This is a genomic window from Pyxidicoccus sp. MSG2 (assembly GCF_026626705.1).
Taxonomy (GTDB): domain Bacteria; phylum Myxococcota; class Myxococcia; order Myxococcales; family Myxococcaceae; genus Myxococcus.
Genome location: NZ_JAPNKC010000001.1, coordinates 8,110,186 through 8,122,737, shown reverse-complemented (window position 1 = coordinate 8,122,737; position 12,552 = coordinate 8,110,186). Strand labels below are relative to the sequence as shown.

The 12,552-nt window shown below is 71.4% G+C and carries 6 protein-coding genes; 4 read left to right on the top strand and 2 right to left on the bottom strand.

Features of this window, described 5'->3' with window-relative positions:
- The first annotated feature begins 110 nt into the window (after positions 1 to 110).
- Complete coding sequence (locus OV427_RS31855) at positions 111 to 2,009, top strand: APC family permease (RefSeq protein ID WP_267859969.1); 1,899 nt, start codon at positions 111 to 113, stop codon at positions 2,007 to 2,009.
- Between the two features lie 42 nt (positions 2,010 to 2,051).
- On the opposite strand, the gene OV427_RS31850 is transcribed toward OV427_RS31855, so the two are convergent.
- On the bottom strand, positions 2,052 to 3,446 hold the full coding sequence (locus OV427_RS31850) for a M20/M25/M40 family metallo-hydrolase (protein WP_267859968.1): 1,395 nt from the start codon (positions 3,444 to 3,446) through the stop codon (positions 2,052 to 2,054).
- Between the two features lie 82 nt (positions 3,447 to 3,528).
- Between OV427_RS31850 and OV427_RS31845 the strand changes: the two genes are divergently transcribed.
- The 3 genes from OV427_RS31845 (at position 3,529) to OV427_RS31835 (ending at position 6,969) form a co-directional block, all read left to right on the top strand.
- Positions 3,529 to 3,903, top strand: coding sequence for a response regulator (locus OV427_RS31845; protein ID WP_267859967.1), 375 nt, complete (start codon positions 3,529 to 3,531; stop codon positions 3,901 to 3,903).
- A 16-nt stretch (positions 3,904 to 3,919) separates the two neighbouring features.
- The gene (locus tag OV427_RS31840) at positions 3,920 to 5,080 is read left to right on the top strand and encodes a TIGR02266 family protein (RefSeq protein ID WP_267859966.1); all 1,161 of its coding nucleotides are present in this window, start codon (positions 3,920 to 3,922) and stop codon (positions 5,078 to 5,080) included.
- A 248-nt stretch (positions 5,081 to 5,328) separates the two neighbouring features.
- Positions 5,329 to 6,969 (top strand): ATP-binding protein, encoded by a 1,641-nt coding sequence (locus OV427_RS31835; RefSeq protein ID WP_267859965.1) that lies wholly within the window; start codon positions 5,329 to 5,331, stop codon positions 6,967 to 6,969.
- A gap of 110 nt (positions 6,970 to 7,079) precedes the next feature.
- Here OV427_RS31835 and OV427_RS31830 read toward each other — a convergent pair whose 3' ends face one another.
- Positions 7,080 to 12,542, bottom strand: a complete 5,463-nt coding sequence (locus OV427_RS31830) for a trifunctional serine/threonine-protein kinase/ATP-binding protein/sensor histidine kinase (protein ID WP_267859964.1) — start codon at positions 12,540 to 12,542, stop codon at positions 7,080 to 7,082.
- Positions 12,543 to 12,552: the final 10 nt, after the last annotated feature.

Below are 12,552 nucleotides of genomic sequence, written 5' to 3'. Positions count from 1 at the left end.
GGGGGCGGCCGCCTGGAGCGCCTGGACCTTCCCGCCACGTTGGGCGGTGCACATTCCCAGCAGGAATGGGAACACGGCCGGCCAGCGTGGGGAATCCAGGCGGACGGCGCGTGGCCGACATCCTGCTCGGCCCGCCCCTGGCGGCGGGGCAGGAGGGACACGAGCGCATCGGCGTGGGCGCGGGGCTGGCCGTGCTCGGGCTGGATGCCCTCTCCTCCGCGGCCTACGGCCCCGAGGCGGCGCTCACCATGCTGCGGCCGTTGGGCCCGGCGGGGCCCTGGCTGCTCGCCCCCATCACCCTCGCCATCGTGCTGCTGCTGGTCCTCGTGGCCGCGTCGTACCGCCAGACGCTGGGGGCGTATCCCAACGGCGGAGGCTCCTACACGGTGGCCCGGGAGAACCTCGGGCCCCGGACGGGCCTGCTCGCCGCGTCCGCCCTGCTGCTCGACTACACGCTCAACGTGGCGGTCGGCATCTCCGCGGGCGTGGGGATGCTGGTCTCCGCCGTGCCCGCGCTCCACCCGTACACGCTGGAGCTGTGCCTGGGCCTGCTGGGACTGCTCACGCTGGTCAACCTGCGCGGCGTGCGCGAGGCGGGCGCCGCCTTCCTCGCGCCGACCTGGCTGTTCATCCTCACCCTCGCGGTGGTGCTGGCTGTCGGAGCGGTCCGCGCGCTGGCCTCAGGAGGGGCGCCCGTCGCCGTGGTGCCCCCTCCCGCGGCCCCGGCCGCGACCCAGGCCGTGGGCGTCTGGCTGGTGCTGCGCGCGTTCGCCAGCGGCTGCACGGCGCTGACGGGCGTGGAGGCCATCAGCAACGCGGTGCCCGTCTTTCGCGCGCCCTCGGTGCGCCGGGCGCGCGCCACGCTCGGCCTGGTGGTGGGCCTGCTCGTCGCGCTGCTGCTCGGAGTCACCCTGCTCGCCCGGGCCTACGGCGTGACGGCCACCGTCCCCGGAGCTCCGGGCTACCAGAGCGTGCTCTCGCAGCTCATCGGCGCGGTGATGGGACGCGGCGTCTTCTACGCGGTGGCCAGCGCGGCCGTCCTCGCGGTGCTCTCCCTGTCGGCCAACACGAGCTTCACGGACTTCCCCCGCGTCTGCCACCTGCTCGCGCAGGACGGCTACCTCCCCGCGGGCTTCGCGCACCGGGGACGCCGCCTCGGCTACTCGCGCGGCATCGTCGTGCTCGCCCTGCTGGCGGGGGCGCTGCTGGTGGCCTTCCGGGGTGTCACGGACCGGCTCATCCCGCTCTTCGCCATCGGCGCGTTCCTGGCCTTCACGCTCTCGCAGGCGGGCATGGTGCGCCACTGGCGCCGCGTCCGTCCGGACGGCGCCCGCCGCGCGCGCCTGCTCAACGCGGCGGGCGCGCTGGGAACGGGCCTCACGTTCGTCGTGCTGCTCGTGTCCAAGTTCGCGTACGGCGCCTGGATTTCCGTCCTCCTCATCCCCCTGGCCATGGGGCTCTTCACGACGCTCCAGGCGGCGGCACGGCGCGCGCGCCGGGAGACGGCGCTCGCGCGACCCATCGACCTGTCCTCCGAGGCTCCGCTCATCGTGGTGGTGCCGGTGGGCCGCTGGTCTCGCGCCGCGGAGCGCGCGCTCGTCTTCGCCTTCCAGCTGTCGCGGGAGGTGCGCGCGGTGCACGTGGTGACGGGCGAGGACGGCGGCACGCAGCTCGCGGCGGACTGGGCGCGCTTCGTGGAAGGGCCGCTCGCCGCGCGCGGGCACCCGGCGCCCCACCTGGAGCTCGTCGACTCTCCGTACCGCGAGCTCGTCCGCCCCCTGCGCGAGTACTGCCTCCAGCGGGTGCGCGAGGCGCCCGGAAGCGTGGTGGCCGTCGTGCTCCCCGAGCCGCTCGAGTGGCGGTGGCTGCCACGCCTCGCGCAGGGCCACCGTCCGGAGCTGCTGCGCACCGGGCTCATCCTGTCCGGCGAGCCCCGGCTGGTGGTGGTGAGCGTCCCGCTCTTCTTCGGCCCCCGGCCGCCGGCCCGGGACGGCCAGGCTTCCCCGTGAGGGCGCGGAAGCGGACACTCGCTCGCCCTCCGGGGTCACGCTTCAGCGGCCACCCAGTGCCGTGGCCAGCTCCTCGTAGATGTGGATGGCGCTGCGGATGGACTTCTCCCAATCGCCCAGGTGCAGGCTCTCGTTCTCCGAGTGGGCGTACGTGTACGGGTCCTCCACGCCGATGAGCAGCGCGGGCACGCCGCCCAGCTCGCGCGCGAAGGGCTCCACGAAGGGAATGGACGCGCCGCAGCCGATGGCCACCGCCTTGCCGCCGTAGCCCTTCTCCAGCGCGCGGAACGCCGCCTGGAACGCGGGGTGCGACGGGTCCGTGTACCACCAGCCGGATGCGCCCTCCGTGTGGAAGTCCACCTCCAGCCCCCACGGGCACACCTTGCGCAGGTGGTCCTTCAGTCGCTGCTCCACGTCGCGCGGCTCCAGGTCCGGAACGATGCGGATGCCCACGCGCGCCCAGGCCGAGTCACAGATGATGTTGCGCGCGTCCCTGCGGCTGCTGGCCTGGATGGCGTTGATGGCGATGCTCGGCTGCCGCCAGTTCATCTCGAACGGGTGCTGCCCGCCGCCCAGCACCTGCACACCGGGCAACAGGCCCACCTGCTCGCGGAAGTACGCCTCGTTCCCCGGCAGCGAGTGGATGCTCGCGCGCTCCGCGTCCGTCAGCGGCCGCACCCGCTCGCGGATGCCCTCAATCGCGATGGAGCCGTCCGGGTTCGTCAGCGTGGCCAGCATCCGGCACAGCGCCATGACGGGGTCCGGCACCGGCCCGCCCCACATGCCCGAGTGCACCGCCTGCTTCAGCCCACGCACCTCCACGTCCACCGTGACGAGCCCGCGCAGCGCGGTGGTGATGGACGGCAGACCCGTGTCGAAATTGGAAGTGTCCGTGAGGACGATGGCGTCTGCCTTCAGGAGCGCCGCATGCTTCTGGAGAAAGGCGGACAGGTGGTTGCTGCCAATCTCCTCCTCGCCCTCGATGATGACCTTCACGTTGAGGGGCAGCCGGCCCGCGCCCTTCAGCCACGCGTCCACCGCGGACGTGTGCACCACGATGCCGGCCTTGTCGTCCGCCGAGCCGCGCCCGTACAGCCGCCCGTCCCGCTCCACGGGCTCGAAGGGCGGGCTCTTCCAGGCCCCCGCATCCCCTGCCGGCTGAACGTCATGGTGCGCGTACAGCAGCAGCGTGGGCCTGCCCGGTGCCCTGAGCACCTCTCCGTAGACGTACGGATGCGCTCCCTCGATTTCAAGGAGCTGAACGTTTTCAAACCCACGGTCCTTCAGCAGCTTCGCGGTGGCCTCGGCGCCGCGGCGGACCTCGGCCGCGTCGAAGCCAGGAAATGAGACGCTGGGAATCCGCACGAGGGCCTTGAGGTCCTCGAGGTAGGCGTGCTTCTGGGACTCGAAGTGGAAGAGTGCCTTGTCGGTGGACATGCGGCCCCCATAACCCAAAAGGCAGGCAGGCGCTTCCATGTGGCGCACGCGTATCGCGCGGCGTCAGGTATCATGCGCGCCCATGCCTGAGACCCCGACCCTGCTGCTCGTCGACGACGACAGCTTCGTGCGCCGCATCCTCAAGGACGTCATCGCCGAAACAGGCATCGAGCTTCGCCTGCTCGAGGCGGCGGACGGAGAAGAGGGACTGGCGGTGGCCGCGCGCGAGAAGCCCGCGGTGATGTTCCTGGACCTCTTCATGCCGAAGAAGAGCGGCCTGGAGGTGCTGGGGGCCATCAAGAGCGTCTCGCCGGGAACACGCGTGCTGGTCATCAGCAGCATGGACGCCGAGCCCGTAGTGGAGCAGGCAATGGCCGCGGGCGCCGTGGGCTTCGTGGGCAAGCCCTTCCACCCGCTGGAAATCGCCTCGGCCGTGCGCCAGGCGCTGGCTCACTGATTCACGGGGTGTCTGCGTGTCGTCACCTGCTGTCGGTTACTGGGTTGCGGACAACCTCGGACGCGTGCTGGGGCCGCTGGCCCTCCAGGCCCTGAGGGAGCTGATCGCCTCCGGGCGGTTGAAGGCGGCGGTGCGGGCCTCGCGGGACGGCACCACCTGGGTGGCCCTCCAGGAGATGTCCGAGCTGCGGGACTTGTTCGCCACCGCGCGCCCCACGCAGTCCGTGGAGCAGCAGCAGGCGGAGCGACTGCGCACACAGCTGCGCGGCCTGCAGAACCTGTCCGCTCACGACATCTTCGGCGTCAAGCCGCACGGAAGCCTGGACGAGCTGCGTCTGGCCTACTTCCGCATGGCCAAGCGCTTCACGCCGGACCACATGGCCCCGGACACGCACCCGGAGCTGAAGAAGGTGTCGGCGGAAATCTTCGAGTTCCTCTCGCGCCGCATGCGCGAGGCGGAAGCGCTCTACACGCAGGGCGCGCAGCAGCCCCGCCCCGCGCCGCCCCGGCTGGACCTGAATGACGCCGCGGCAGCGCCGCCCGTTGCGCCCGTGGTGGCTCCGGTGGCTCCGGCCAGGGCGCCCGTCGCGCCTCCGGTGGCCGCCGCGCCGGTGATGCCGGCCCGTCCTCCGCCAGTGGTCCAGGCCTCCACGGCGCCCCTGCCGGCACGGGCGCCCGTCGCGCCCGCGCTCTCTCCGGTGATGCGCACCCATCCGGCGCCTTCGGGCGTGCCCGCGCAGCGCACGCATACGCTGCCTTCACAGGCGCCTGCGCCCGCGCCCGCGCCGTCCGTGAAGAAGGCGACGGCGGCGCCCGCGTATTCCGCCGCCGAGTTCGTGGGTCTGGAGCGGCGCTCCGACGACCGCATCCACGCCGACGTGCGCGTGTCGCTGCAGAACGCGGGCATCTTCACCGACCACCGCATCATCAACCTGTCGTCGGGTGGCCTCTTCATCGCCACGGACAAGCCGCTGCGGCTCGGCACCCAGGTGGATTTGACGCTGCGCTTCGATGACCCGCAGCGGGTGATGACGCTGCGCAGCTCCGTCATCTGGGAGAACTCGCTGGAGGACGGCAAGAATCCGCGTGGCTACGGCCTGCGGCTCAGCCACCTCCGCGCGGAGGAGAAGGAGTTCATCCAGAAGTTCCTCGTCCGCGCGAAGCCCGTGAAGAAGTGAGGCCGGGCGTGGGCCTCGACTAGAGCATCTGTCCGAGGAACACCGCCCCGGTCATCACGAAGGCGGCCATCACCGCCATCACCGCCTTCAACTCCAGGTCATCGCGGCCCATCAGGTTCAGGAAGTTCATCGTCGGTACCTCCGGTATTGCCACTCGCCCTTTCCTACGGGGTAGGACGAAACCCATTGCACAGGGCCCCGCGAGCCTCGCCGGGAGTCGCTTGCGGACGCCCGGGGTGCCCCCCAGGATGACAGCCGTGTCTTCCCCCTCCTCCGTTGACTATCGGTTGCTCGAAGAGCTCCCCATTGCCGCCGCCGTGGTCCGCGGCGAGCACCTGCTGCACGCCAATGCCGCGATGGTGGCCCTGTTCGGCACACCGGCCGCCGAGCTGATGGCCATGCCCATGACCGCGCTGATCGCCCGCTTCGTCCCCGAGGAGCGCGGCTGGGTGGAGCCCATCTACGAGACCTATTCCCGGGGTGGCCCCCGCCCGGAGCAGCCCCGGTGGGTCCGCATGCGACGGGCCGACGGGCAGGAGTGCACCCTGAGCGTGCACCACGCCCCGGGGCTCGTCCCGGAAGACACCCTCGTGCTGATGCAGGACGCGGGGGGCGAGGACTCCGTGCGGAGGATCACCGGGGCGCTCGCGACGGCCGCCTCGGAGATGCTGCACTGCCGGAGCGAGCAGGCGGTTCTGGAGAAGGCCGTGGACGCCGTGCACCGCCAGGGCTTCTACGTGTCCGTCATGCTGCTGGAAGGGGACATCTTCCGGCACGGCCCCATGCGCCAGGAGGCCACCGGCGTGGCCGAAGCGGAGAAGCTCTACGGCATGCCCATTGGCGACGTGCGCATTCCCGCCGCCGCCGTGCCGCACTTCCTCGAGGTACTCCAGCAGCGCAAAGCGGCCTTCCACCAGGACATCTTCGCCACGGTGAGCCGCATCCACCCACCGGAGGTGGTGGAGATCATCCGCAAGCTCTACCCACCCGAGGCACAGGGACTGGACGCCCCCATCCTCGTGGACGATGAGCCCTTTGGCCTCCTCTCCGTGCAGGGCACCACGCTCACCCCCGCGGGCGCGGGCACGCTGGAGCTGTTCGCGCAGCTGCTGGGCGGCGCGTTGGAGAACGTGCGCCACCACCAGACGCTGGCGGTGCGGCTGGATGAGGTGTCCCGCCTCCAGGACGAGCTGGTGGCACGCGAGCGGCTGACGGTGCTGGGCGAGGCCGCGGGCGTGGTGGCCCACGAGGTGCGCAACCCACTGGGCGCCATCCTCAACGCGGTGGCGGTGCTGCGGCGCGAGGCCCACCTGGGCCCCACCGGACAGGCCGCGGTGGGCATGCTGGAAGAGGAGGTCATCCGGCTGGAGGACATTGTCAAGGACCTGCTCGACGTGGTGCGCCCGCTGGAGCCGCGCCCCCGGCCCGTCCAGGTGGGCGAGCTGGTGCGCCGCGCGCTCGGGCAGCTCCACGGCCCGCCGGATGCGCCCACACTGCGCTTCACCGTGGACGAGGCCGAAGACACGCCCACCATCGAAGGCGACGAGACGCTGCTCCAGCTCGCGGTGACGCACCTGGTGCGCAACGCGGTGCAGGCCTCCCCCACCGGCGGCCGCGTCCGCATGGCGGTGGAGCCCGCGGACGGCGGCGTGTGCCTGGTGGTGGAGGACGAGGGCCCCGGCATCCCCGACGTGGACCCGCGCCGCATCTTCGAGCCCTTCTTCCTCACCCGCGCCAACGGCCGCGGGCTGGGGCTGGCCATCGTCCGGCGCGTGGTGCTCGCCCACGGGGGCACCGTGCGCGCCACGGCCCGGCCCGGCGGCGGCGCCCGCTTCGAATTGTGGCTGCCCGGCGAGCCGGGGCGCAGGGCCTCCGCCACCAGTCTCTAGCCTCCGCGGCGACACGGCCACGAAGCGGCACGGCCCTCACGGATGCCGCATCACCAGCGGCCACGCGTCCGCGACGCGGCCCTCACGGACGCCGCGCCACCCTCACCCGCCTACGCGTCCCCCGCCGCCCGGGACTGTCCGGGCCCAGCGGCCTTCTCCCCCGCGCCGCGCTTGGGCAGGGTGACGATGAACTCGGTGAACTGCCCCTCCTCGGTGCGCACCTGCAGCTCGCCCTTGTGGCCGTCCACGATGATTTCGCGGCTCAGCGACAACCCCAGCCCGGTGCCCTCGCCTGGCGGCTTGGTGGTGAAGAAGGGCTGGAAGATGCTGGGCAGCACCGAGGCCGGAATCCCCGGCCCGTTGTCGCGGATGCACACCTCGGCGCGCTCACCGAGGTCTCTCGTGCGCACCGTCAGCACCGGCTCGCTGCCCGGCCCCAACTGCCGCCGCTTCTCGCGCAGCGCATAGCAGGCGTTGTTGATGATGTTGATGAACACGCGGCTGAGCTGGCGCGCGTTGGCCTCGACGGTGCCGAAGGACGCGTCGTACCGCGCATCCACCTTCATGTTGAAGGACGGGTCCTTGCTGCGGATGCCCTGGTAGACCAGCGTCAGGCTCTCGGCGAGCAGCGCGTTGAGGTCCGTCTCGCCGACGGCCCCGCCGGAGACCCGCGAGTGCAGCAGCATGCTCTGCACGATGTCGTCGGCCCGCCGGCCGTGCTCGTGAACCTTGCGCGTGTTCTTCCGCAAGTCTTCGAGCAGCTCCGCCGCCGTGGCCCACGCGTGCGGGGCCAGCCGCTCCAGGTCCGGCTGGATGGCGGCCTCCAGCTCCGCCACCAGCTCCCCGGCCAGTGCGGAGAAGTTGTTGACGAAGTTGAGCGGGTTCTTGATTTCGTGGGCAATGCCCGCCGTGAGGGCGCCCAGGGACGCGAGCTTCTCCTGCGCCACCAACTGCCGCTGCGTGTCGCGCAGCCGCGTCAGCGTGTCCCCCAGCTCCTGGTTCTTGTCGCTCAGCTCCGTGGTGCGCGCGGCCACCTTCTGCTCCAGCGTGCGGCTGTACTCCTCGAGCTGCTGGTTGGTGTGCGCCAGCCGCGCGGACGTCTGCTGCAGGTCCGCGTAGAGCGTGGCGTTGTAGAGGGACAGGGCCGCCTGGGCGGACAGGATGCGCAGCACCTCCAGCCGGTCCTTGGTGAAGGCCCCCGCCGCCAGGTTGTTCTCCAGGTACAACAGCGCCATCACCTTGCCCTGGTTCAGCAGGGGCAGGCACATCACGCTGCGCGCCCGCGCTCGGGCCACGTAGGGGTCCGCGGTGAACATGCCCTCGCTGGCGGCGTCGTGCTGGACGACGGCCTCGCGCGTGCGCTGCACGTACTGGACGACGGAGGTGGGAAACGCCTCCCCGGCGTCCCCGGTGCCCGCCAGGGCCTCCGCGCTGTCGGCCCGCCGCTCGGCCTGCACGGCGAGCGTCCCGTCCCGCTCGACGATGAGCAGGCCCCGCTGCGCCCCCGCGTTCTCGATGACGATGCGCATCAGGTTGTCGACGACGCGCCCGAGGACGATTTCGCCGGAGATGGCCTGCGCCGCCTTGATGACGGTGGTGAGGTCCAGCTCCGTCGTCTTGGTGGTGGTGGAGATATGCGTGCCCAGGCCGGTGTTCCCCGCCTCCGGCGCGCGGGCCGGCGCAAGCCCCGGGTGCCGCGCATCCAACTGCGCCACCTTCGCGCCCGCCCCCCAGCGCAGATACGCGTAGCGCGCATCCGCCAGGTACACGGCGGCCAGCTTGGCCCGCCCCAGCTCCAGGTAGAACGCCCCGGCGCGCTCGGCCGCGAGCGCCTCCTCCTGGACGTAGGCGTGGCGCGCCGACAGCTCGATGGCGCGGTCATACGCCTCCATCGCCTCGGCCACCCGGCCCAGCACCCGGTGCCGCTCGGCCTCCACCAGCCAGACCTTGTTCTCGAAGTTCTCCGGGCACGCGGCGGCCCAGGCCTTGAGCTGCGTCAGGTGGCGCTCGACCGTTTCCAGCGTCTTCTTCCGCGCGTCCGCGTCCGCGCCCGCGTAGAGCGCCAACAGGGCCAGGGACTGGTAGAGGGCCTGGTGGACGACGGTGAGCTGGCCCAGCACCGCGCCCATGTATGGCGCCGCCTGCTCCGCCAGGCTCGCGGCCAGCGGGTAGTCGCCGAACACGTAGGCAAGGTTCGTCTTGCACGTGTAGTAGACGCCCAGCAGGGTGAGGCTCTTCACCTCCTGGAACAGGCGCACGTCGGTGTCCTCGTCGAACTCCGCGCCCACCATCCGCAGGGGCCCCGGCGCCTGGCCGGCGAGGCAACGCGCCGTCTGCAGGAAGATGGCCACGTGCTTGCCCGGGTACGCGTGCTTCAGTCGCGTCAGCAGCTCGTGGTACCGCGCGTGCTCGGCGAGGACGTGGTCCAGCGGGTCTCCAACGTAGAAGACCATCGCGGCGAAGTTGTCCGCCGCGTAGCCCACGTACTCGTGGTCCCCGCTCTCCAGCGCGGCCTGTACGGCGTCCACCGACAGCGGCACCGTCTGGCGCGCGGGGAACTTCCAGTGCCGCACGAACAGGCCGAGCAGCGTGTACACCTTGGCCCGCAGCTCACGCGCGTTGAGCTTGTCGAGCAGCGTCAGCGCCAGGTCGCCGTAGGCATTGCCCGCCGCCGCGTCGCCCACCGCGCCCGCGAGGATGACGCCGTAGATGACGAAGGCGTACGGCGACGCGCGCGAGTTGCCGTAGAGCAGGCAGTGCCGGACGAGCTCGCAAGCCACCAGGGGAAACGACATCGGGTTCGCGATGTACGTGGGCGCCGCGAGCAGCACGAGCATCCGCACCGTCGCCAACTTCTCCGGGTCCGTCATCTCCGGCAGGTTGGCCAGGTCGGCCGGGCTGCGGCCGCCAATCAGCCCCGCCGTCTGCCCCAGGGCCGCGCCCACTCGCGCCATGTCCACGGCCTCGGGTGCAGGCATCTCCACGCCCAGCAGCTTCAGGGCCTCCGTGGCGACACGGATGGTGTCCTCGTACTCGGTGCGCGCGGTGTGGAAGAGGACACGGCTCTCGTAGACGCGCACCTTCTCCAGCAGCGTCCGCGCGTGCGCCAGCGACAGGGTGCTCAGCTCTCGCGCGCGCTCGAAGTTGCCGTTGAGGTACTCCTCCTCGGTGGCCTCCAGGTGGAGCGCCATGGCCAGCTCGTACTCGTCGTCCCACGCCCCGGGCGGCAGCAGGGCCAGCGCCGCCGTCAGGTGCCGCAGCGCGGGCTCGTGGGCCGTGGACGCCTTGGCCTTGCGCGCCGCGCGGAGATTGAGGCGGGCCAGCGCGTAGCGCTCCGGCACCGACTCGATGAGGGCACTGCCCAGGTTGAGCTGGTGGACGAGGTCGAAGATGCGCTCATCCAGCATGTCCTCGGGCGTGGCCTTCAGCAGCAGCCGGCCGACCTCCAGGTGGACCGACTGACGCGAGTCCTCGCTGATGAGCGAGTACGCCGCCTGCTGCACGCGGTCATGGAGGAACCGGTACGACACGTCGGGCACCTCGGTGGCGCCCACGTCCAGGCTCGCCGGCTGCGCGAGCTGGTAGGACTCGTCCACGGGCACCAGCAGGCCGTGCGTGAGGGCCTCCCAGACGCCGGAGGCCGTCTCGTAGAACGACGCCCCGCCCACGGTGCACAGCGTGCGCAAATCGAAGGTGCTGCCGATGCACGCCGCCAACTGGAGCACGTGCTGTCCCAGCACGCCCAGCTTGCGAATCCGGCCGGTGAGCAGCTCCACCACGTTGTCGGTGATGCCGCGGTTGCGCAGCTCGCCCAAATCCCAACGCCAGGAGCGCGACGCGGCGTCGAAGGCGATGAGCCCGTCCTCGTACAGCTCGCGCAGGAATTGCCCGAGGAAGAAGGGGTTGCCGTCCGTCTTCTCCAGCGCGAGCTGCGCCAGCGCCCGCGCTCGCTCGGGGCCGCACTTGAGGGTGTCCTCCAGCAGCTCGGCGATGTGCTCCAGCCGCAGCGGCGTGAGGGTGAGCGTGCGAGTCACCGCCCCCGCCTTGTCGAGCGCCTCCAGCGCCAGCACCAGCGGGTGCGTGCTGGACACCTCGTTGTCGCGGTAGGCCCCGATGACGAGCAGGTGCTGCGCGGCGGCATCGCTGACCAGCAACTGCAACAGCTTGAGCGAGGGCGCGTCCGCCCACTGCAGGTCGTCCAGGAAGATGACGAGCGGGTGCTCCGCGGCGGCGAACGCCTGGACGAAGCTCTGGAAGACGAAGTTGAAGCGATGCTGCGCCTCGGCGGGCGGCAGCTCCTCGGCGGGGGGCTGCTCGCCGAGGATGAGCTCCACCTCGCGGATGACGTCGGTGATGACACTGCCGTTGGGCCCGAGCGCCGCGCGCAGCCGCTCGCGCCACGCCTGGAGCCGCGCCTCCGGCTCGGAGAGGAGCTGACGCACGAGCCCCTGGAAGGCCTGGATGAGCGAGTGGTACGGGATGTCGCGCTGGAGCTGGTCGAACTTGCCGGAGATGAAGTAGCCCCGCTTCTCGACAATGGGCCGGTGCACCTCGTGGACGAGCGCGCTCTTGCCCACGCCGGAGTAGCCCGCGACGAGCAGCATCTCCGCGCGGCCGGACGCCACGCGCTCGAACGTGGACATCAGGATGGCGGCTTCTTCCTTGCGCCCGTAGAGCCGCTGCGGAATCTGGAACTTGTCCGAGCGGTCCTGCGTGCCCAGCTCGAAGGGCGGCACCGTGCCCCGGGCGCGCAGGTGCGCCACGCAGGTGTCCAGGTCGGCCTGGAGCCCGCGCCCGCTCTGGTAGCGGTGCTCCGGGTCCTTCGCCAGCAGCTTGAGGACGATGTCCGACACGACGGCGGGCAGCTCGGGGCGCCGCACATGCGGGGGGATGGGCGCGCGGGCGATGTGCGCGTGCACCAACTCCACCGCGTCGCTGCCCACGAAGGGCGGCTCGCCCACGAGCAACTCATAGAGCGTGGCGCCGAGCGAATAGAAGTCGGCCCGGTAGTCCACGGCGCGGCTCATCCGTCCGGTCTGCTCCGGGGAGAGGTAGCCGAGCGTGCCCTCCAGGACGTTGAGGTTGCGCAGCGACGAGGTCTCCCGCGACAGCGCCGCGGCGATGCCGAAGTCGATGAGCTTCACGTCCCGGCGCTCGGGGTGGATGACGATGTTCGCCGGGTTGATGTCCTTGTGGATGATGTTGCGCTGGTGGACGCCGGCCAGCGCGCCCGCGAGGCGCGAGGCGAGGACGAGCACCTCCTCCAGCCCCAGGCGCGTACGCGTGAGGAAGCTCTTGAGGGCGATGGCGCCCGAGTCCTCCATCACGATGGCCAGCCGCGTGGGGCTGCGCTCGAAGGCGTGGGGTGTGACGGCGCTCTCACGGTCCAGGCTCCGGCCAATCTCGTACTCGCGCTTGAAGCGGGCGGCCTCCTCGGGCCCCGGGCGCTCGGTGCGCAGCATCTTCACGATGACGGGGACGCCGTCGGCCTGGCGGCGACCTCGGTAGACGAGTGAACGCGGGCTCTCGTGAATCTTCTCGCTGAGCGCGTATCCCGGAATTTCCAGCAGCATGCGGCCGTGC